At 68.4% G+C, this 21,500-nt stretch carries 19 protein-coding genes; 11 read left to right on the top strand and 8 right to left on the bottom strand.

Features of this window, described 5'->3' with window-relative positions; genetic code table 11:
• Window positions 1–180 precede the first annotated feature (180 nt).
• Entirely contained in the window at window positions 181–1,395 is a 1,215-nt protein-coding gene (locus F1721_RS17660) for an acetyl-CoA C-acetyltransferase (protein WP_150067783.1), read from the top strand.
• A gap of 14 nt (window positions 1,396–1,409) precedes the next feature.
• Window positions 1,410–3,626, top strand: coding sequence for a 3-hydroxyacyl-CoA dehydrogenase NAD-binding domain-containing protein (locus F1721_RS17655; protein ID WP_150067782.1), 2,217 nt, complete (start codon window positions 1,410–1,412; stop codon window positions 3,624–3,626).
• Between the two features lie 518 nt (window positions 3,627–4,144).
• Here the strand turns inward: F1721_RS17655 and F1721_RS17650 are convergent.
• A complete protein-coding gene (locus tag F1721_RS17650; protein ID WP_150067781.1) occupies window positions 4,145–4,945 on the bottom strand; it encodes a hypothetical protein in 801 nt (266 codons plus the stop codon).
• Between the two features lie 153 nt (window positions 4,946–5,098).
• Complete coding sequence (locus F1721_RS17645) at window positions 5,099–5,713, bottom strand: TetR/AcrR family transcriptional regulator (protein ID WP_150067780.1); 615 nt, start codon at window positions 5,711–5,713, stop codon at window positions 5,099–5,101.
• An 82-nt stretch (window positions 5,714–5,795) separates the two neighbouring features.
• Here F1721_RS17645 and F1721_RS17640 point away from each other — a divergent pair, with 82 nt between their 5' ends.
• Entirely contained in the window at window positions 5,796–7,292 is a 1,497-nt protein-coding gene (locus F1721_RS17640) for a flavin-containing monooxygenase (RefSeq protein WP_150067779.1), read from the top strand.
• A gap of 82 nt (window positions 7,293–7,374) precedes the next feature.
• Entirely contained in the window at window positions 7,375–8,097 is a 723-nt protein-coding gene (locus F1721_RS17635; protein ID WP_150067778.1) for a DUF6319 family protein, read from the top strand.
• A 176-nt stretch (window positions 8,098–8,273) separates the two neighbouring features.
• Here F1721_RS17635 and F1721_RS17630 read toward each other — a convergent pair whose 3' ends face one another.
• Complete coding sequence (locus F1721_RS17630) at window positions 8,274–9,518, bottom strand: M14 family zinc carboxypeptidase (RefSeq protein WP_150067777.1); 1,245 nt, start codon at window positions 9,516–9,518, stop codon at window positions 8,274–8,276.
• 134 nt (window positions 9,519–9,652) lie between these two features.
• Here F1721_RS17630 and F1721_RS17625 point away from each other — a divergent pair, with 134 nt between their 5' ends.
• Both F1721_RS17625 and F1721_RS17620 read left to right on the top strand, forming a co-directional pair.
• Window positions 9,653–10,801, top strand: coding sequence for an MFS transporter (locus tag F1721_RS17625; RefSeq protein ID WP_246155088.1), 1,149 nt, complete (start codon window positions 9,653–9,655; stop codon window positions 10,799–10,801).
• A 335-nt stretch (window positions 10,802–11,136) separates the two neighbouring features.
• On the top strand, window positions 11,137–11,553 hold the full coding sequence (locus F1721_RS17620; protein ID WP_150067776.1) for a hypothetical protein: 417 nt from the start codon (window positions 11,137–11,139) through the stop codon (window positions 11,551–11,553).
• Here the strand turns inward: F1721_RS17620 and F1721_RS17615 are convergent.
• On the bottom strand, window positions 11,546–11,926 hold the full coding sequence (locus F1721_RS17615; protein ID WP_150067775.1) for a hypothetical protein: 381 nt from the start codon (window positions 11,924–11,926) through the stop codon (window positions 11,546–11,548). The genes F1721_RS17620 and F1721_RS17615 overlap by 8 nt on opposite strands.
• A gap of 278 nt (window positions 11,927–12,204) precedes the next feature.
• Between F1721_RS17615 and F1721_RS17610 the strand changes: the two genes are divergently transcribed.
• From F1721_RS17610 to F1721_RS17590, 5 genes are all read left to right on the top strand, one after another.
• Window positions 12,205–14,316, top strand: coding sequence for a transglycosylase domain-containing protein (locus tag F1721_RS17610; protein ID WP_246155087.1), 2,112 nt, complete (start codon window positions 12,205–12,207; stop codon window positions 14,314–14,316).
• 234 nt (window positions 14,317–14,550) lie between these two features.
• Window positions 14,551–15,507, top strand: coding sequence for a CPBP family intramembrane glutamic endopeptidase (locus F1721_RS17605; RefSeq protein ID WP_150067774.1), 957 nt, complete (start codon window positions 14,551–14,553; stop codon window positions 15,505–15,507).
• 81 nt (window positions 15,508–15,588) lie between these two features.
• Window positions 15,589–16,950 (top strand): serine hydrolase domain-containing protein, encoded by a 1,362-nt coding sequence (locus F1721_RS17600; RefSeq protein ID WP_150067773.1) that lies wholly within the window; start codon window positions 15,589–15,591, stop codon window positions 16,948–16,950.
• Window positions 16,951–17,075: 125 nt separating this feature from the next.
• The gene (gene arfB / locus F1721_RS17595; RefSeq protein ID WP_150067772.1) at window positions 17,076–17,510 is read left to right on the top strand and encodes an alternative ribosome rescue aminoacyl-tRNA hydrolase ArfB; all 435 of its coding nucleotides are present in this window, start codon (window positions 17,076–17,078) and stop codon (window positions 17,508–17,510) included.
• Between the two features lie 62 nt (window positions 17,511–17,572).
• Window positions 17,573–18,517 (top strand): patatin-like phospholipase family protein, encoded by a 945-nt coding sequence (locus F1721_RS17590; protein ID WP_150067771.1) that lies wholly within the window; start codon window positions 17,573–17,575, stop codon window positions 18,515–18,517.
• 69 nt (window positions 18,518–18,586) lie between these two features.
• Here F1721_RS17590 and F1721_RS17585 read toward each other — a convergent pair whose 3' ends face one another.
• The 4 genes from F1721_RS17585 to F1721_RS17570 form a co-directional block, all read right to left on the bottom strand.
• Window positions 18,587–20,065 (bottom strand): sodium:solute symporter family protein, encoded by a 1,479-nt coding sequence (locus tag F1721_RS17585; protein WP_150067770.1) that lies wholly within the window; start codon window positions 20,063–20,065, stop codon window positions 18,587–18,589.
• Complete coding sequence (locus tag F1721_RS17580; protein WP_150067903.1) at window positions 20,062–20,289, bottom strand: DUF3311 domain-containing protein; 228 nt, start codon at window positions 20,287–20,289, stop codon at window positions 20,062–20,064. Before F1721_RS17580 ends, F1721_RS17585 begins: the two co-directional genes overlap by 4 nt.
• Before the next feature lie 131 nt (window positions 20,290–20,420).
• Window positions 20,421–20,684: a hypothetical protein gene (locus tag F1721_RS17575; RefSeq protein WP_150067769.1), complete on the bottom strand. Its 264-nt coding sequence runs from the start codon at window positions 20,682–20,684 to the stop codon at window positions 20,421–20,423.
• 80 nt (window positions 20,685–20,764) lie between these two features.
• Window positions 20,765–21,421, bottom strand: a complete 657-nt coding sequence (locus F1721_RS17570) for a hypothetical protein (protein ID WP_150067768.1) — start codon at window positions 21,419–21,421, stop codon at window positions 20,765–20,767.
• Window positions 21,422–21,500 lie beyond the last annotated feature (79 nt).

Below are 21,500 nucleotides of genomic sequence, written 5' to 3'. Positions count from 1 at the left end.
CAAGGTGGTAGGACTTGATGCAGGCGGCTGGAGACCTGCTCAGCTGCTGGTAGAGCACGTTTGCCCCACATCTGCCCCGCAAGTGGGGTCCTACTGGCAGGTCACGAGCACCTTGACTGTGACAGCGTTGGTGTCACACTCTGGGTGGAGTACCTGCCGCAACGAGGAGGCACGCCGCACATGTCCGAGGCGTTCGTCTACGACGCGATCCGCACACCGCGCGGTCGCGGCAAGAAAACCGGGTCGCTGCACGGGGTCAAACCGATCAGCCTGGTCGTGGGCCTCATCCAGGAGCTGCAGCGCCGCCATCCCCAGTTGGATCCCGCGCTGATCGACGACGTCGTGCTCGGCGTGGTCTCGCCGGTGTCCGACCAGGGCGGCGACATCGCCAAGACCGCCGCGCTGGCCGCCGGGCTGCCGGAGACGGTCAGCGGCGTGCAGCTCAACCGCTTCTGCGCCTCGGGGCTGGAGGCCGTCAACATCGCCGCGCAGAAGGTGCGCTCCGGCTGGGAGGACGCCGTGCTGGCCGGTGGCGTCGAGTCCATGTCGCGGGTGCCGATGGGCTCCGACGGCGGCGCCTGGGCGATGGACCCCGAGACGAACTTCGACACCTCCTTCGTGCCGCAGGGCATCGGTGCCGACCTCATCGCCACCCTCGAGGGCTTCGACCGGACCACTGTGGACACCTACGCCGCGGAGTCGCAGACCCGCGCCGCCAAGGCCTGGGCCGACGGCCGCTTCGCCCGCTCCGTGGTGCCGGTGGTCGACCGCAACGGCCAGGTCGTCCTGGACCGCGACGAGCACATCCGCGCGAACACCACGGTGGACAGCCTCGGCGGCCTGAAGTCGTCCTTCGCCGACATCGGCGAGCTCGGCGGGTTCGACGCCGTGGCGCTGCAGAAGTACCACTGGGTCGAGCGCATCGACCACGTGCACACCGCTGGCAACTCCTCCGGCATCGTCGACGGCGCGGCCCTGGCCCTGATCGGCGGCGAAGCGCTCGGCGAGCGCACCGGTCTGCGCCCGCGCGCCCGCATCGTCTCCGCCGCGCTCTCCGGAGCGGACCCGACGATCATGCTGACCGGCCCCGGCCCGGCCGTGCGCAAGGCCCTGGCCAAGGCCGACCTGAGCATCGACCAGATCGACCTGGTGGAGATCAACGAGGCGTTCGCCGCCGTCCCGCTGAAGTTCATGAAGGAGTTCGGCGTCAGCCACGACAAGGTCAACGTCAACGGCGGCGCCATCGCGATGGGGCACCCGCTGGGCGCCACCGGGGCGATGATCCTGGGCACCCTGATCGACGAGCTGGAGCGCCGCAACCTGCGCTACGGCCTGGCCACGCTGTGCATCGGCGGCGGCATGGGGATCGCGACGATCGTGGAACGCATCGGCTGAAGGACACATCACACATGAGCGAGCAGAACACCATCCGCTGGGAGTCCGACGCCGACGGCATCGTCGTGCTGACCCTGGACGACCCGCAGCAGCAGGCCAACACCATGAACGAGCGCTACCAGCGCAGCATGGACGAAGCCCTGCAGCGCCTGGAGGACGAGCGCGAGAACATCACCGGGGTCGTCATCACCTCCGCGAAGAGCACCTTCTTCGCCGGTGGTGACCTGCGCGAACTCGTCCAGGCACGCCGGGGCGACGCCGCGCGGGTCACCGAGACCACCACCGCGGTCAAGAAGCAGCTGCGCCGCCTGGAGACCCTCGGCGTACCCGTCGTGGCCGCGCTCAACGGCACCGCGCTCGGCGGCGGCCTGGAGATCGCGCTGGCCTGCCACCACCGCATCGCGCTCAACGACCCCAAGGCCCGCTTCGGGTTCCCCGAGGTCACCCTCGGACTGCTGCCCGGTGCGGGCGGCGTGGTCCGCTCGGTGCGGCTGCTGGGCATCGCCGACGCGCTGCTCAACGTGCTGCTGCAGGGGCAGCGGCTGCGCCCGGAGAAGGCCGTGCAGGTCGGCATCGTCGACGAGCTCGTCGACACGCCCGAGGAGCTGCTGGCCCGCGCCAAGGAGTGGATCAAGGCCAACCCCGAATCGGCCCAGCCGTGGGACAAGCCCGGCCACAAGATCCCCGGCGGCACCCCGTCGAACCCGAAGTTCGCCGCCAACCTCCCCGCGTTCCCCGCGAACCTGCGCAAGCAGCTGAAGGGCGCCCCGCTGCCCGCGCCGAAGAACATCATGGCCGCCGCGGTGGAGGGCGCGCAGGTCGACTTCGACACCGCGCTGACCATCGAGGGCCGCTACTTCGTGGAGCTCGTGTGCGGGCAGACCGCCAAGAACATGAGCAAGGCGTTCTTCTTCGACCTGCAGCACATCAACTCCGGCGGCAGCCGCCCGTCCGGTGAGCCGACCTGGCGGGCGAAGAAGGTCGCGGTGCTCGGCGGCGGCATGATGGGCGCAGGCATCGCCTACGTCTGCGCCAAGGCCGGGATGCAGGTGGTGCTCAAGGACATCTCCCTCGAAGCGGCGGAGAAGGGCAAGGCCTACTCGGTGAAGCTGGAGGAGAAGGCCATCGCCAAGGGCCGCTCCACCCGGGAGAAGTCCGACGAGCTGCTGGCCCGCATCACCCCCACCGACCAGCTGGAACCGCTGTCCGGCTGCGACCTGGTGATCGAGGCGGTCTTCGAGGACACCAAGCTCAAGCACCAGGTCTACGGCGAGGTCCAGGACATCGTCGACGGCGACGCGCTGATCGCCTCCAACACCTCCACGCTGCCGATCACCGGGCTGGCCGAGGGAGTGCGCCGCCGCGAGGACTTCATCGGCCTGCACTTCTTCTCGCCGGTGGACAAGATGCCGCTGGTGGAGATCATCTGCGGCGAGCACACCAGCGACAAGGCGCTGGCCCGCGCCTTCGACGTGGTGCAGCAGATCAAGAAGACGCCGATCGTGGTCAACGACAGCCGCGGCTTCTTCACCAGCCGGGTCATCGGCACCTTCCTCAACGAGGGCGTGTCGATGCTCGCCGAGGGCATCCACCCGGCCTCGATCGAGCAGGCCTCGTCCCAGGCCGGGTTCCCGGCACCGGTGCTGCAGCTGTTCGACGAGCTCACCTTCACCCTGCCGCGCAAGATCCGCGACGAGACGCGGCGCGCGGTCGAGGAGGCAGGCGGCACCTGGACGCCGCACCCGGCCGAGCAGGTGCTGGACCGGATGATCGACGAGTTCGACCGCAAGGGCCGTTCCAGCGGCGCTGGTTTCTACGACTACGCCGACGGCAAGCGCACCGGCCTGTGGCCGGGCCTGGTCGAGCACTTCGGCAGCGGCGACCGCGACCAGTCCGAAGTGGACCTGACCGACCTGCGGGAGCGGATGCTGTTCGTGGAGGCGCTGGAAACCGTCAAGTGCTTCGACGAGGGGGTGCTGCGGTCGGTGCCGGACGCCAACATCGGCTCGATCTTCGGCATCGGCTTCCCCGCCTGGACCGGCGGTGTCGTGCAGTACATGAACGGATACCCCGGCGGCCTGGCCGGATTCGTGGCCCGCGCCCGGGAGCTGGCCGAGCACTACGGCTCCCGCTTCGACCCGCCCGCCTCCCTGGTGAAGCGCGCGGAAGCGGGCGAACCGTTCGACATCGGCGAGCCGGACGAGGGGATCGTCTCCGCCACCGCGGCGTGACCTGCGCCGGGTGGGCGCTCCGGCGCCCACCCGGCAGAGCACGGCGTTCTCCGCCGGTGCTCAAGGCCGGGCTGGTCGCTGGCTGCGGAGAGCCGTCAGCGGAGCGGCGATGAGCGCGGCAGCGGCGAGGATGCCGAAGCCGAAGGTCAGCGCGGTGGTGCAGCTGTGCACGCGCGTGGCGCGGCTGCCCGCATTCGCGAAAAGTCCCAGCCCGCGGTTCACCCCCGGCCCCGTGAGGGGTTTCGGCTGACAGGAAGGTTCCCTTCCTCCACCGATCGGCCCGAGGCGAGGCGGGTGGGGTGACAGGAAGGTTCCCTTCCTCACGTCAGCGCCGTGCCGGGCACCGGAAGGTTCGGAAGCCGGGGGATCGCGGATCTCGTCCGCCGGAAACGGCCCCACCGGAACTTCCGGGAGAGTCCGAGACACCCCGAACCGTCGCCCGCGGAATTGCTCCTGGACACAAAGAAAGCGGCCCCGGATCCGAAGATCCGGGGCCGCTTCGCGCAGCAGGTTCGGTCTCAGAGGGTGTCCTTGACCTTCTCGACCGCCGGGTGCAGCACACCGGTGATCTGGTGCACCGGCTTCGCCGGGACGCGGCTGGTGAGCTGGTTCGACAGCTCGTCGGCGCCACCGCCCAGGCCCTTGTCGAGCTCGGCCAGCGGCGGGATCTTGCCCACCGCGGGCACCAGCTTCTCCGGCTTGGGCAGCGGCATCGGCTGGCCCGGGGCGTTGAGCGGGTTGCGCGCCAGCGTCGGCGCGACCACGCCGACCGGGCTGGCCACCGGCTCCGCCTCGAAGCCCTGCGCGGCGGTCACGTCGAACGCGGTGTCCACCGCGGAGACGCCCTGGTGGTCGGGCTTGCGGGGCCCGATCTCGGCGTCGAGCAGGGTGGCGTCCGGGGTCCGCTCGTGGAGCACGCCGAGGTGCTCGGGGGTGGCCGAAGCGCCGATGGTCGGGCGGGTCTTGGTCATCCCGGTCAGCCGGTTGCCCTCGGCGAAGACGTGGCCCAGCACCCGGTTCGGCTTGCCGGGCGCCAGCAGCGGGCGGCCGTCCCGCAGCTCGTCGGCCACCCCGTGGCCGGTGGTGGTGATGTCCACGCCGACCTGCTTGATCAGGTTCGGGGAGTTCGCGTGCAGCTGCGCGTCCGCGCACGGGGCCTTGACCGGGCTGAACCCGGCCCCCTTCTGCACCTGGCAGGCGTTGACCGGGGCGGTGAACCCGACCTGGTCCGGAATCGACGACAGGTCCGGCTTCGGCAGGTCGGTGGTCTCCGCGGCGGAGGCGGCACCGGTACCGACTGCGGCGAACCCCGCGGCCACAACGGCTGCCTGTACTGTGCGCGTGGTCCAGGGGCGCAAGGTCTGTTCTCCTAGGGTCGGATGCGTTGGTACGGCTGACTCGGTATCGGAGGACCCTGAGAAGATCTTGACCCCGGCGCGCCAGGGACAACCTGAACGAGTGAATTCAGGTGGTCACCAGAGGTTCTGGGTCAGGCTCGGCGCGAGCAGCGCCATCAGGTGCTCGGTTGCCTTCTCCGGGGTGACCTCCGGACGCTGCTCCCGCCACAGGGCCAGCCGCTCGCAGGCGCCGATGATCGCCTCCGCGAAGGCCTCCAGCTGCTCGTGGTCCAGGTCGGGGCGGGCGGCTTTGAGCAGTCCGGCGGTGAAGTCTCGCTGCTGCAACCGGATCGCCTCGAGCTCCGAGCTCACCGAAGCGCTGGGTACGGCGGACTCGTTGCGCAGCAGCGCCCAGGCCTGCGCGTGCTCGTCGCCGAACTTGAAGAACGCCAGCAGGCAGTCGTACATGAGCTGCTCGGGGCTCTCCGCCCCGGCGGCCGCGACCGTGCTGGCCTCGATCAGCTCCCGCTTGCACCGCTGCAGGCAGGCCAGCAGCAGGCCCTCCTTGGAGCCGAAGTACTCGTAGAGCATCGGCTTGGACAGGCCGACCCGCGCCGCGATGTCGTCCATGGAGGTCGCCTGGTAGCCGTCGGCGGCGAACACCTCCTCGGCCACGGCGAGGATCTGCTGTTCCCGCTCGGCGCGCGACATCCGCTTGCGCCGCCCGGTCGATGCCTGCTGGGTCTGCACGAAAACACCCTACCGCAAGTAACCTACTCGTAGTAGCCTACTGCCCGGTAGATCAGTCGTGCCGGTGTCCGAGGAGGCCCTGATGGCGCAACGGCAGTCGAAGGACCAGCGCAGTTACCGAACCTCGGTGGTCATCGTGGGCACCGGGTTCTCCGGTCTGGGCATGGCCATCAAGCTCAAGCAGGCCGGGATCGACGACTTCATCGTCCTGGAGAAGGCCGAGGACCTCGGCGGTACCTGGCGGGACAACACCTACCCGGGCTGCGCCTGCGACGTGCCGTCGCTGATGTACTCCTTCTCCTTCGAGCAGAACCCGAACTGGTCTCGGATGTTCGCCCAGCAGGGCGAGATCTCCGACTACCTGCAGCACTGCGCGGACAAGTACCGGGTTCGCGACCACATCCACTACGGCGTGGAGTTCACCGGCGCCGAGTACGACGAGGACACCCAGACCTGGCGCGTGGCCACCAAGGACGGCACCGAGTACGTGGGCAAGGCCCTGGTCTCCGGGGTCGGCGCCCTGCACATCCCGAGCTACCCGGAGCTGCCGGGCGTGCAGGACTTCGAGGGCGAGGTGTTCCACTCCGCGGAGTGGAACCACGACTTCGACCTGACCGACAAGCGCGTCGCGGTCATCGGCACCGGCGCCAGCGCGATCCAGTTCGTGCCGCAGATCGCCAAGAAGGTCGCCAAGCTGCACCTGTTCCAGCGCACGCCGCCGTGGATCCAGCCCAAGCCCGACCGCCCCGTCCCCGAATCCGTGCAGCGGCTGTTCCGCCGGGTGCCGCTGGTCCAGCGGGCGGCCCGCGCCGCGCTCTACTGGACGTTGGAAGCGCGCTACTTCGCGGTGTTCAACAAGCGCCTCGGCAAGCTCGCCGAGCACCTGTCGAAGCGCTACATCCGCAAGGCGGTCAAGGACCCGGAGGTGCGCGCCGCGGTCACCCCGGACTACTCCATGGGCTGCAAGCGGATCCTGCTCTCCAGCGACTACTACCCGGCGTTGAACCGGTCCAACGTGGACCTGGTGACCAGCGGTGTCGCCGAGGTGCGGAAGAACTCCGTGGTCACCGGCGACGGCCAGGAGCACCCGGTGGACGCGATCATCTACGGCACCGGCTTCCACGTCACCGATGCCTTCGACCACCTGAGCATCGTCGGTCGCGACGGGCGCAAGCTCCAGGACGCGTGGCGCAACGGGATGGAGGCCTACCTGGGCATCACGGTCTCCGGCTTCCCGAACCTGTTCTTCCTGCTGGGGCCGAACACCGGGCTCGGCCACAACTCCGTGGTGTTCATGATCGAGTCGCAGCTCAACTACGTGCTGGGCTGCCTGCGGCCGATCTGCCGCGGCAAGGTGGGGCAGATCGACGTCCGCCAGTCGGTGCAGGACGACTTCAACAGCGAGATCCAGTCCGAGCTCGGCGACGCGGTGTGGTCGGCGGGCGGCTGCCGCAGCTGGTACCTCGACGAGAACGGCGTCAACCGCACCATCTGGCCCGGTTTCACCTGGAAGTACTGGCTGCGCACGCGCAAGGCGGACCCGGCCGACTACGAGATCACCGCGGCGCGGGGCCGTTGAAGCTTCGCACGGACGTTCGATATAGTGGTGTGGTCACTGCCGAGCAGCCCCTCCGGGGCTCACCCTTGAGCAAGGTGTGGCCATGTCACCGCTGTCGTCCGACGAACTCCGCGAGATCCGCGACGAGCTGAACGCCGGGACCACGCCGACGGTGTGGTTCACCGGCTCGGCCGTCGGCGTCCCAGAAGGGCGCTCGGGCAAGGTGATCTCGCTCGACGAACCGGCCGAGGGCGACTTCATCCAGGTCCGCCCGGCCGGTTCGAAGGACGTCCTGTCCTTCTCCGCGGCGGAGGTCACGAAGGTGAAGCCGCCCCGCAAGCGCACCGCCCCGGAACCGGCGAAGCCCGCCCCCAGCGAGGCGAAGCCCAAGGCGGTGGGGGCGACGCTGCCGCGGAGCACGACGTCGGCGAAGCCGCCTTCGAGCGCGGCGAAGCAGGCCACCCCGGCGAAGTCGGCCGCGAGCGCGGCGAAGCCCGCCGCGGAAGCGGCGAAGCCGAGCGCCGGGGCGGCAGCCCGGCGCAAGCCGCGCCCGCCGAAGGCGGTCGGCGGTGCGACGGTGACGCTGACGGCCGACGACGAGGGCCAGTGGAGCGTGGAGGTCAGCACGCCGAAGAAGCGGGTGCTGAAGCCGACGCAGGTCTCGGCAGGCGCGGTGGCGCAAGCGGCGAAGGTACTGCACGAAGACGTCGCAGCAGCGGTCGAGCCGCTGATCGAAGCGGCCCGGGAACAACAGCGAGCCCGAGTCGAGCAGCTCCGCGCGGAACTGGCGGCGGCCGAAGCAGCCCTGGACGATCTCCGCTCCTGACCGCCCCGCGCGGTGACGCGAGCATGGGAACCTTCCTGTCACCCGGGCCCGGAGCGCAGTGACGTGAGGATGGGAACCTTCCTGTCATCCACCGCAGCCATCGGCGGCCCTGGCGGTGGTGACGACGAGCGGAGCCCGCACCGCGAGGTGGTGCGAACTCCGCTCGCATCGGGGCGTCAGTTCTCGATCTCGGTGATCGTGCTCTTGGTCTGCTGGCCGCGGTCGGTGGGCGGGATCCGGTCGTAGTCGGCCGGGTCGAGGTTGTCGACCTGACCGCTGGCGATCGACGAGAGGATTCCGTCGAGACCGATGTAGACCGTGCGGGTCAGCATTCCCCGGTGCTGCTCGCCGAGGGTCTGGGTCTGGCCGCGCACCTCGAACAGCACCGCGCCGCTTCCGTTGAGCTGGAACGAACCCAGGCCGGTGCCGGGCAGGTTGGTGTCCTGCGGGTACAGCGTGATGTTGCCGAAGTCGGGGTTCTGGTTGGCCGCGGCCTGCAGCGCGTTGTAGGCGGCCACGTTGAGCTGCTTGGAGTACTCCGGCCGGTAGGTGTCGGCGAACTCGGCGTACGCGGCGCCCGCCGGGGTGGCCGGGTCGGCGACGAACTTGCCGGAGAGGCTCATCGTCACGAAGCGGTCGGTGCCCGGAACCGTGTAGCAGGCCCCCTGGTGGTGCAGGTCGATGTAGGTGTCGACCGCCCCGAACTCGTCCCGCAGCGACTTGTACACGTCCCGCACCGTCTGGGTCTCCGGGCTGATGAACCAGCCCGGCTTGTCGCTCGCGCCGGGGAAGTCCTGCGGCTGCGGCTGGTAGTCGAGGTTCGGGTTGTAGTCGCGGTTGACGTCGAAACCGGGGCGCTGCGAGTAGTCGTCGCCCTGCCGCGGCTCGGTGTAGTAGTTCCACGGCACCTGCGCGGTCGCCAGCTGCGGGAAGCGCGCCTGCGCTTCCTCCCACGTCATGTCGTTGCCGCGCCGGTCCAGAGCCCCGGCATCGGGGTTGATCTTCGGCATCGCCACCACGGTCAACTGCTCGCGGATCTTCCTGGCGTGCGCGGAGTCCGACGTCCCCAGGTAGTCCAGCAGGTCGAGCACCGCATCCGGGCCGGTCTTCTCGTTGCCGTGGATCTCGGCGGTGATCAGCACCACCTTCGGGCCGCTGCCGACCCGAGCCAGCAGCATGTCGCGTCCCCGGTTGGATTCGCCGACCTTCTCCACCGACACCCGGCCCGCACTGACGCGCTCGATCCGGTCGAGCTCGACCAGGAGCTCGTCGTAGCTGGTGAACTCCGAGATCGGGTTCTCCCGCGGCTCCTCGCTGCACGGCGGCGGCGCGGCCGACGTCAGCGGTGCGGTGGCCGTCGCGGGGATGAACGCCGATCCCGCGACCACGGCGGCCAGTGCCAGTACTCGCATCCGGTGCATGCAGGACTCCTTGCCGTTGCTGGGACGGACCCAGCCAAACCGATCGCGATCAAAGCCACAATCGGCCAGCAGGGGACATCTCGGACGCCGGACCGGGATGGACAGGAGGTGCGGTTCGGGCCTATCAAGTACCAGTGCGAGCCTCGGTCGAACCACGTGAGCGGAACAGGACACCTCTGCAGCACGGCTCGTTCCGCCTGCTGCTGGTGGCGACGGTCGGTGGTTTCGCCGGGTACATCCTGCTGATGCCGGTGCTGCCGCTGTGGGCGGTGGTCGGCGGCGCTGGCGAGGTCGCGGCGGGCGCGACGAACGCCGTCTTCATGCTGGTCACCGTTGCCACGCAGCTGTGCATGCCGTGGCTGCTCAAGCGCATCGACCACCGGATCGCCTTCGGGCTCGGCACGATCTTGATCGGTGTGCCCACGCCGCTGTACGCGCTGTCCAGCGACCTGTGGCTGCTGCTCGGCGTGTCGAGCGTGCGGGGCATCGGCTTCGGGCTGCTCACCGTGACCGGTGCCGCTCTCGTGGCCGAGCTCGTGCCGGTCGAGCAGCGCGGACGCGCCGCTGGGCTGTACGGGCTTTCGGTGGGTCTGCCGAACGTGGCGTTCCTGCCGGTGGGGGTGTGGCTGACCCAGCAGATCGGTTTCGCCCCGCTGTTCTGGATCGCCGGTGCCCTGCCGGTCGCCGCCACGGCCGCGCTGTTCGGCATGTCCCGCGTGCAGGCCCGGCGACCTGCGGACACGTCGAGGACCACGACCTTCCCGTTCGCACTGCTGCCGTCCTGGACGGTCATGACGGCCGTGGCGGTCGGAGCCGGTGGCATCGTCGCCTTCCTGCCCCTGGCCATCGGCGAATCAGTGGCCCCGGCGGCGCTGATGACCTTCGGCGCCGCCACGATGCTCGGCCGCTGGGGAGCGGGACAAGTCGGCGACCGGCTCGGCCAGCACCGCATCCTGATCCCGGCGGTGCTGCTGTCCGCGCTCGGCGCCGGGCTGCTCGCGGTGGCCGCGTGGGACGCAGACCTGGTGTCCCTGCTCGGCGCGGCCGCATTCGGCGGCGGCTTCGGCGCGGTGCAGAACACGACCCTCGTCATGATGTTCGAGCGGACCGAGTCGGGGGTGGCCAGCACGGCCTGGAACATCGCCTACGACGCTGGCCAGGGCCTCGGCTCGCTCGGCTTCGGCATCTTGATCGCCCTGTCCGGCTACCCGTTCACGTTCGTGGTCATGGCCGTCCTCATCGCCGCCTGCACCCCGCTGGCCTTCAACCGCCGCCGCAGCTGAGAGGAAAGGAACCTTCCTGTCACCCCACCCGCCTGGCCGCGGGCCGGTCGGTGGAGGAAGGGAACCTTCCTGTCGCCCAAGCCCGGACCGCCGCTGCCCGGCTGTGAGCATGGGAACCTTCCTGTCATTGGCAGGGCGTGGGCGCCTTCTGCAACATGGGAACCTTCCTGTCACCGCGCCCAGCCGATGGCGCTCCGGGACAGTTGAGAATGTGATTGCGGGCACATGCCCAGCGGTGCCCGGCGCGCCCGGCTCGGGCGCTCGGTCTGGCGCTGTGAGCGGTGCGTGATGAAGCCGGGGGTTCCCGCTGGGCGGGGGCGCCTAGAATGCGAAGTGTGTTCCGCAGCCTTTTGACCCCGCGCTGGCTGCTTCTGCACGTGCTGTTCATCGCAGCCACGATCGCCACCGGCTGCCTGGCCGTGTGGCAGTGGGATCGCGCGCACGAAGCCGGTGGGAGCTTCCAGAACCTCGGCTATGCGCTGCAGTGGCCGCTGTTCGGCGCGTTCACGATCTTCCTGTGGGTCCGCGTGATGCGCATGGACCTGAGCCGGGAGCGGGAGCAGGAGGAGTCCGCCCCGCAGGCCGAGGCGGACAGCGCAGCTGAGGAGCCTGCGGAGCAGCCCGTGGTGCGCCGGAAGCGGCCGTTGGTGCCGCCGCCGGCGCCGCGCGTCGAGGAAGACGACGATCCGGAGCTCGCCGCGTACAACAGGTACCTGGCCGAGCTCAACGAGTCGGACCGGCGCGCTAGTTGAACGTGATGTTGCCGTTGAACTCGCGGGTCTGAACCAGGTTCTTGACCTGCCCGTGGTTGATGTTGACCACGCTGTCGTCGGCGGCCGAGATCGCGTTGTGCACCTCGGCGCCTTCCGCGCGCAGCTGCTCGGCGAAGTCGGCGTCCTCCGCGCAGACCTGGTCGAGCCGCTCGGCGAGAGCGGTGATCTGCGGACGGTCCGCGTCCGGTCGCTCAGCGGCTTCGAGTGCGGCCTTCGTCTCAGGGTCGCGTTCCGACCTCCGCCGGAGGAGTTCGCGGACCTTCACCAGTGCGGCCTTCCCGGCCGCGCCCAGCGCGGTCGCCGCTTGCCCGGCGAGTGCGGTGGCCAGCGAATCCAGGAACGGATCGGTCATTTCTCCTCCACGCGGTCGGATTGATCGGTCACCAAGTGTAGTGATCCGGACCGTCGGAGTGGGCGTGATCGGGCGTGCTGGACCGTTCGGCGCATCGTCGGCTGGACCTGCCGATGTGATATCAACGAACTGACTGGCAGTGAAGAGGAGCAGGTGTCGACCGGTGCTGCTGAGGCGGTTGTCGACGGGGTGCTCCCCGGCCGGTCGGTGAACCGGTGAGACGGGTTCCAGGTGGGCGCTTCGACCGGCGGTAAGTGGTCGAGCCGGGTGGACACTTGATGATTGGGGCGGGCGTGCGCAGCGGCGTGCTGTTGAAGATGTTCGGGTTGTGCGTCCTGGCCGGCGTGCTGGTGGCGGCGTTGCTGCTGCCGATGGCGACCGGTGCCGGGGCGATGGTCAACCAGACGACTGACGCCATGTCCAAAATGTCGAGCTCTCTCGCCCGGCAGGACATGCCGCAGGTGTCGACCGTCACCGACAAGGACGGCGAACCGATCGCGTACTTCTTCCAGGACTACCGCGTCGAAACCCGCCCCGACGAGATCTCCGAGTACATGAAGGCGGCGATCACCGCCGTCGAGGACAAGCGCTTCTGGGACCACGGAGGCGTCGACTGGCACGGCACGATGCGCGCGCTGGCCACCAACCTCAGCAGCGGTGAAGCAGCGCAGGGCGCATCGACCATCACGCAGCAGTACGTGAAGAACTACCTCGTGCACGTGGTCGCCGGGGCGGACAACCCGATCGAGGCCGAGAAGGCCAAGGAGACCACGATCGCCCGCAAGCTCCGCGAGGCCAAGATCGCCGTCGAGCTCGAGCGCACCATGACCAAGGAGGAGATCCTCACCGGGTACCTCAACGTGGTGCCCTTCGGCAACCAGACCTTCGGCGTCGGCGCGGCCGCGCAGACCTACTTCGGCACCACGCCGGACAAGCTCACCATCGCCCAGTCCGCGCTGCTCGCCGCGATCGTCAACCAGCCGGGATCGCTGAACCCCAACAGCAACCCGGAAGACGCGAAGAAGCGGCGCGACCTCGTCATCGACCTGATGACGGACCCCACCAACAACAAGTTCATCACCAAGGAGGACGCCGAGCGCGCCAAGCAGGAGCCGCTCAACACGCTGTCCCCGCTGGGGCGCCCGCCGAACGGCTGCGTCGGCGTGGGTGACGGCACCACCGACGGCTTCTTCTGCACCTACGTCGTCGACTACCTCGACCGCCTCGGCATCGACCGGAAGATGCTACAGACCGGCGGCTACACCATCCGCACCACGCTCGACCGCAAGTCCACCGACGCGGCCAAGGCCGCTGCCGAAGCCCAGGTGCCCACCCAGACCGAAGGCATCGCCAACGCCATGGCGGTCGTCGAACCGGGCAAGGACAAGCACAAGGTGCGGGCGCTGGTCGCCAACCGCGACTACGGCAACGACGCGAGCAAGGGGCAGACGGCCTACGACATCGTGAGCCGCGTGCAGCCGTTCGGTGCGGGCTCGGTCTACAAGGTGTTCACCGCTGCCGCGGCGATCGAGCAGGGCATGAGCATCCACGACGTGATCGACGTGCCCGCCTCGTACACCTCGCGCGTCTACCGGAACGGCAATGCGCCCTACACGGTCGGCAACGCAGACGGCGTGGCACCGGGGCCGAGGACGCTGCAGATGGCGCTCGCGACCTCGCCGAACACCGCGTTCGTGGCGCTCTCCGAGCGGGTCGGCCTCAACAACGTCGTCGACATGGCCACCCGGCTCGGCCTGCGCAACGGGATGAACCGCGTCAACACCAGCGGCCAGACCCTCAAGGCGGACGGCTCGAACGGGCCGTCCCAGGCGGAAGCCATCAAGAAGGGCAACCGCGGCGCGTTCACCCTCGGCTTCAGCCCGACCAGCGTCCTGGAGCTGTCGAACGTCGGCGCGACGATCATGAGCGAAGGCGTGTACTGCCCGCCGACCCCGCTCGAGGAGGTCACGGACCGGCACGGCAACCCGGTTCCGCTCAACGAGCCCAAGTGCGAGCAGGCGGTGTCCCCGCAGGTGGCCGCGGCGCTGGCGCAGGGCATGAGCAAGGACGACACCGACGGCACCTCCCGCGCAGCCGCTCAGGCGGCAGGCTGGACCCGGCCGATGATCGGCAAGACCGGGACCACCCAGGAGCACAAGTCCGCGGCGTTCCTCGCCGCCACCCCGCAGATGTCGGGCGCGGTCCTGACCTACGCCGACGGTGCCCGCCCCCAGGGCATCTGCGACAGCGGCGGCGACGAGCCCCCGAGCCTCTGCGGCCGAAACGGCGGCAACATCTACGGCGGCAAGGTGCCAGCGCGGACCTGGTTCGCGGCGATGAACCGGATCCACGAAGGGCTACCGGTCGCCCCGCTGCCCGGCTCGCCCTGATCCCGCGAGATCGACGAAACCCGTGCTCACCCGCTGGGTGGGCACGGGTTTTTCGTGCGCGCGGAGTCGCCCAGATCGCGCGAAGAGCCCGAAACCGAACGACGCCCCGCAAAAGCGGACCACGTCCGGTGACGTGAGCATGGGAACCTTCCTGTCATTTCAGGCGGCAGGGGAGGCGCCTCGCGGGGCATTGATGCTCAGCTGGAGCTCAGGACGTGCTGGCAGAATGCGTGCGTGAGCACCGAGCAAGATCGAGTCGATGTTCGCGGCGTTGTCAGTTTCGTAGCAATCGCCTATTTGCCGGCGTGGCTGTTGACATTGCCGCTGTGGCTTACCGGTGAAGGACTGTCGTGGGCCTGGGCACCTGTCGTGCTCATCGTCATGATGTTCATGCCCGCGGTGGCAGCGCTGGTTGTCAGCAAGTGGATAAGCCCGCAGCCCAAGCCGCTGCGCAGCGTCGGACTGACGAACCCCGGCGGAATCAAGAAGTGGTGGCCGCACATCCTGGTCGGGTGGCTGGGACCTCCGCTGGCCATGGTGCTCGCCCTCCTGGTCGGCTACCTCCTCGGCATCTACAAGGCCGACTGGACCGGCTTCTCCGGACTCGCCGAACAGTTCGGGCACGGCCCGATCGGCGCCGAGCCGCAGACCTCACCGGGCGTGCTGGCACTCATCCAGATCGCCCAGGTATTCGGGCTGGGCTGGCTGCAGGTCATCCCGGCGCTGGGTGAGGAGCTGGGGTGGCGCGGCTACCTGGTGCAGGCCCTGCTGCCGCTCGGGCAGCCAGGTGCGTTCCTCACCACCGGTGTGCTTTGGGGGCTCTGGCACGCCCCCGTGCTGATCCTCGGGTTCAACTACCCGACGGTCCCGATCGTCGTCGCGTTCATGATGATGGTGTGCTTCTGCATCCTGGTCGGCACGCTGCTCGGCTGGCTCAGGCTCGCCTCCGGAAGTGTTTGGCCAGCGGCGATCGCGCACGGCTTCCTCAACGCCGCGGCCGGTCTGACCGTCGTCTTCAGCCAAGCCGGGCACCCGGTGGACAACGCATCGGTCGGACTCCTCGGCTGGACCGGCTGGATCGTCCTCGCCCTGCTGATTCTGGTGCTCATGCTGCTCGGCAAGCTCCCGGTGCGCTTCCAGGTGCAGCAGGACGGGATCTCCCGCGGTGTCAACCGCCGCAGCCGCCGGTGATCGGAACGTGAGCATGGGAACCTTCCTGTCACGTGCCGCGCGCCTCGATGCGTAACAGCGGGAAGTGAAAGCATGGGACGCATGTTGACGAGTCTGCTGCCCTCCACCCAGCGCGCGCTGCTGCGGCGCCTGGCGGTGGAGCAGAGTGAGAACCGGATCCCCTCGCTGATCGCAGGACTGGTCCGGGATGGTGAGACGATCTGGGTCGATTCCCGCGGCAAGGTCGACGGCCAGCCGGCGAGCACCGACACCCAGTACCGGATCGGTTCGATCACGAAGACGTTCGTCGCGGTGCTCGTGATGCGCTTGCGCGACGAAGGTCGGCTCGACCTGGCCGACAGGCTCGACGACTACGTGCCGGGAACCTCGATCGGCAAGCGCAGCATCGGCTCGCTCCTCTCGCAGTCCAGCGGCCTGACGGCCGAACCGGCCGGCCAGTGGTGGGAGAGGACTCCGGGCGGGAGTGCTGAGGAGATGCTCGCGAGCATCGACGAAAGCGCGCTACGTCCCACGCCGAACCACGGTTTCCACTACTCCAACGTGGGCTTCGGAGTGCTGGGAGAGCTTGTGGCGCGGCTGCGCGGCGCCCCTTGGCACGAGGTCATGCAGCGCGAGATCTTGGCACCGCTCGGCATGAAGCGCACCACGTTGGCACCGGTCGCACCTCATGCCGAGGGACTGGCCGTTCACCCTTGGGCGGACGTCGTGCTGCCTGAGCCCGCAGAAGACGCGGGAGCGATGGCCCCAGCTGGTCAGCTGTGGTCGACGTTCGACGACATGGTCCGGTGGGTTCGGTTCGTGGGTGGCGACACCGGCGAAGTGCTGCACCCCGACACGGTCCTCGAAATGCGCTCGCCCGGCTCGGTGGACGACGGGCCAGAATGGCGGGGCGGTTACGGGCTCGGTCTGCAGCTGATGCGGTACCGCGGACGGCGGCTGGCCGGGCACACCGGGTCGATGCCCGGCTTCGTGGCGAACCTCTGGTCGGACCCGGACGACGCCACCGGCGTGATCTTCATGGCGAACACGACCGCGGGGATGAGCGGAACGTTCTCCACGGACCTGCTCGACCTGCTCGCCCAGCACGAGCCGCGAATCCCCGAGGCCTGGGAGCCCAGCGCCGACGTGGACATGAGGCTGCTCGAGCTCACCGGCCAGTGGTACTGGGGCCCGAGCCCGTACGTGGTGCGCGTTCGCCCCGATGGCCTGCTCGACCTCTCCCCGTCGAAGGGGCGCGGCCGGGCATCGCGGTTCCGCGCCAACGCCGACGGCACCTGGACCGGTCTGGACGGCTACTACGCAGGGGAAACCCTCCGGGTCGGGCGGGATGCAGAAGGCACTCCCACCTACCTCGACCTGAACACCTTCATCTTCACCCGCACGCCGTACGCCAGCGACGCCCCTGTTCCAGGAGGCGTCGCCGGGTGGCGCCCCGGCAAGTGATCGCCGCCTTGGCGGTGTGAAGCATGGGAACCTTCCTGTCAGCGGTGACAGGAAGGTTCCCATGCTTCGATGGGCGCTCGATGGGTTGCGGTGAGCGGAGCTGCGGTGTGAGGCATGCTTTCGGTATGTCCGGAGACCTCCCCATCACCAGCCGCTGGCGCATACCTGCGGCCGAGCTCTCCGAGCGCTTTTCGCGATCGTCGGGGCCGGGTGGGCAGGGCGTGAACACGACCGACTCCCGGGTCGAACTGTCCTTCGACCTCGCCCGCTCGACCTCGATACCGGAGTTCCTCCGGCAGCGAGCCGCGGACCGACTTGCGAAGCGGCTCGTCGATGGTGTGATCACAGTCGTGGCGTCGGAGCATCGTGCGCAGCTGGCCAACCGGCAGGCAGCTCGACAGAGACTTGCCGGGCTGCTGGCAGATGCGGTTGCCCCGCCGAGGGCCGCGCGGCGGCGCACCAAGCCGACCAGAGGATCCCAGCAGCGGCGGCTGGCCAGCAAGAAGCAGCGCTCCGAAGTGAAGCGCCAACGTCGTCGGGGTGATCCGGGCGACGGATGAGCTGCCGATGCGCTACTAGCGACTAGCCTCAACAGCAGAACGAGAGCGGAAGGGCACTGCTGATGCGCACAGCGTGGGTTTTGCCGGGAGGATCCACTTTCGGAGCGATCCAGGCTGGACTGGCCACCGCGCTTTTCGAAGCAGGTGTGGAACCGGACCTGCTCGTCGGTACTTCGGCGGGCTCGCTCAACGCCGCCTGGCTGGCGGGCAACCCCACGCCGCACGGCGCGGAGAAGTTGCGTGAAATCTGGGCTTCGATGCGGCGAACGGACGTGTTCCCGATCCAGCCGTCGCGGATCCTGGCCGGGAAGCTGGGGCTGTCCAACCACGTGATGGGCAACCACGGCCTCGCGCGCTGGCTGCACAACAACCTCCCGTTCCGGCGGTTGGAGGACGCGCAGATCCCGGTGACGGTGACCGCGACCGATCTCGACAGCGGTGACCCCGTGTACTACGAGTCGGGACCTGCCCTTCCACCACTGGTCGCGTCCTGCTCGATCCCGGGGATGTTCCCGCCGGTGAAAATCGGTGACCGGTGGCTCGTCGACGGTGGCCCGGCGGCATTCATGCCCATCAGCCGTGCAGTCGAGCGCGGAGCGGAGCGTGTCTTCGTGCTGCCGTGCGGTGGGACGGAGCGCTTCGAGTACAACCAGACCAAACGCGGGATCGGTGCGATCGCGACCTGGCCGACACCGAAGGTTCCGCCGCGCTCAGTGGGTGGAGTCAACGGTGCGGCGCTGGGGGCGGCGATGCTGTCCGCGGCGAGGCTCGACATGCAGTTGAACGCGACGCGCTGTGAGCTCTACATCGTTCCCGCCCCGTCGGTGGTGGGACTCTCGCCGTACTCCTTCGCACACGCCAGCGCGCTGATCGATGCAGCTTGGGAGATCGCACGCCGCTGGTACCCCTCCGCGAAACCCGTGCCTGAAGGGCCGGTCGACATCGGTGGACACCCGATCGCGGACGGCCAATTCGGAGTCTCCGCAGTCGCCCCGGCGACACCATGACCTGATACGAGCATGGGAACCTTCCTGCCACCTGGAGTGACAGGAAGGTTTCCATGCTTCTCCGGGCGGTCAGCCTCGGCCGGATCGGGCTTCGGCCAGTTCGTCGACCGCCAGCCGTTCAGCGGGGGCCGTTGAGGGGCGCAGCAAGCTGACCACCACGTTGACTGCAATGTTCACCACGAGCCCGATGAGACCGGCGTTGATGCCGAGCCACGGATCGTTTCCCGTGCTGACGAGCACCGCGACAACGATCACGCCCAGGGCGAGACCGCTCGCCGCACCGGCGACCGTCATCCGTTTCCACAGCAGACTGATCAGCACCACCGGCAACAGCTGAGCGAGGCCCTGGTACGAGAGCACCGAGAGCTGCACGAGCGTGCTGGGCGAGATGAAGGTGAACAGCAGGGCGACCAACCCGACGAGGAACGTGACCAGCTGCGAGAGCTGCTTCTGGCGAGGAGCAGTTCGCGGGTGCACCCCCAACACGGAGCGGCCCCACATCGTCCCGATCACGAGCATGAAGACCGCCATGGGGACGATGGAGGAAAGCGCTCCGGCGACACCGACCAGCCCCACGACCCACGCTGGCATGGAATCCACCACCAGCTCGAACATGGCGAGGTTCGAATCGCTCAGGCCCGGCACCACGAACACCGCAGCCAGGCCGAGAAGAATCGGAACGAACAGCAAGACCTGGTAAAAGGGCATGATGATCGCGTTCCGCCGCAGGACACCGGGGTTCTTGGCGCCGAGGTAACCGGCGACCGTCGTCGGGAAGATCGTGTAGACCACGCCGTTGAGCAGGCCGGTGGTGGCAAACCACAGCATCCCCAACGACTCCTTGCCCTGGCCCGGCAGAACGAGCCATTGTGGACGTTCTGCGACCAAGCGGTCCAGCATCGGTCCGATCCCGCCGAAGTAGTGCACCGGCACGTAGATGAACACGGCGAGCAAGGTGATGATCACCAGGCTGTCCTTGAGGATCGACACCCAAGCGCTGCCTCGCAGCCCGGAGAAGATGATGAACGCCTCGGTGACCACGAATGCGATCACATAGCCGGTTCCCAGCCCGATGGTCCCGTAGCTGATCGTGGAAACCACCACACCCATTCCCGTGATTTGAAGCTGGATGTAGGGCAGCAGGAAGACGGTGGTCAGGATTGCCACAGCCGCCCCGAACCACGGTGAGTTGAAGCGGAAGGCGGTGATGTCGGTGATGTTGTGGAGGTTGTTGCGGTGGGCGTAATGCCACAGGACCGGACCGATGACGTAGCCCACTGCGAAGCCGATCGCCAGGTACGCCGGCAGGTAGAACACGGGCATCCCGTAGTCGTAGGACCAGCCTGCCGCACCGAGGTAGCTGAAGCTCGTGTAGGTCTCGCCAGCCATGAGCACGAAGATCAGCACCACGCCGAGGCTGCGGCCGCCGACGGACCATTCAGCCAGGTTCGCCCGATCACGCCCGCGCAGCGAGAGCAGACCCAGGACGATCGTGCCGACCATGAACACGGCGAACAAGCCGATGGAGACCACAGCGTTCGAGTTCATTCAGCATCCCTCCGCTCGTGGTTCCGATCGGCTCGCCACAGTGGATCCTTGCGCGCCGCGAGCCAGATGCAGGCCGGGGTGAGCAGGGTCGCCAACAACATCCAGAACATGAAGAAGGGCAGGCCCAGAACAACGGGCTCGACCCTGTTGTACAGCGGGAGCGCCACCAGGTAGAGCAGGACCGGCCCCATGAGCCACCACAGCGATTTGCGTTCCTTCAGCACTAGTCCCTCCGATGGCCGCATCCGACACGGCGAGAAGTCTTCGACGGGTGACAGGAAGGTTCCCTTGCTCGCATCCCATCGCACCAGGGCGTTGAACGTCGGGTTTGTCACGCGCATTTCGTTCGCGCTGATCAGAGTGGGTCGTCTTCGGCGAGGCCACGGCCTTGCCTGGATTCAGCGATGCTCACCAGCACCCGGCGATGGTTGCCGTCGACACCGCCGACCAGGCCGCTTTCGGGCATGCGGCGGCGGAGGTCACCGAGGTCACCGGCATCAACCATCCACTCGCCCTGGATCACGGGAGTCGGTCGTGGGAACTCAGCCTGGAGCTGGTCGGCCATCGTTGTTGTCCGCTCAGCCGTGATCGGTGTCGGCCTTCGTCCGGTGTTCTCCACGGCACCTCCAGCGACAGCTGTCGATGCATGGCATGGTGCCTGCTGCTACAGCCGAGCACCAGCCCGCGGCGTCCCCATCTTCACGCAGCCGTACGTTGCACCTCCTCAGCTGGTCGCGCTGTGCGGCGTGGGAGATCGTGCAGCGGTGCCGGGCCGTTCTGGAAGGTGCGCAGGATCGCGCGTGGGACCGCGGTGCCGCGGCGGCTGCCGAGTTCCATCTCGATGATCAGGTCGTTCAGCTTGCAGCACCTCTCCTCGCGGATCGCGCTGTGCAGCAGCTGTTGGGTAAATGCCCAGGTGCGGAACGTTCGGGCCCCGTCCATCACCGCCCGAACTGGGGGAGCTGTCGGAATCCCGTTCACGTAGGAAGGTTTCGGAAGCCTGGTTGTGCGCTCGAACCTCGTCCCGGGATAGCTCTGGATCTTCCGGCTGTGCGGGATCAGCACATGCACCTCCACGTCGTCCGGCGTCGTGGTGATCCCGTGCAGGTGTGCTGCGACAAGACCCGTGACCATGGCGCCCGGACCAGCACGAAGCAGAGCAGCTTGGATGCGATCGTGGACCGTCGGAGGCCCAGGTGCGACGAGCACCACACCAGGTGCGAGGCGAGTCCAGGGGCCATCGGCACGTGCGCGCCGGTACGTCGTCGATTGGGAGATCCCCAGCCGTTCGATGTCCCGGACCCGGTAGACGCGTCGCTGGAAATACGATTCGGAAGCGTTGATCGTTTTCTGCATGCGCTGCACTATCCGACATTCACGGCTTCTTCCCCGGGAGGTAAACCGTTTCCGGCCCTGTGTCGGGCACTTGAATCCG

This window comes from Saccharopolyspora hirsuta (genome assembly GCF_008630535.1).
GTDB classification, from domain to species: Bacteria; Actinomycetota; Actinomycetes; order Mycobacteriales; family Pseudonocardiaceae; genus Saccharopolyspora; species Saccharopolyspora hirsuta.
The sequence above is the reverse complement of the archived record's forward strand: the minus strand, read 5'-3'. Positions and strand labels throughout refer to the sequence as shown.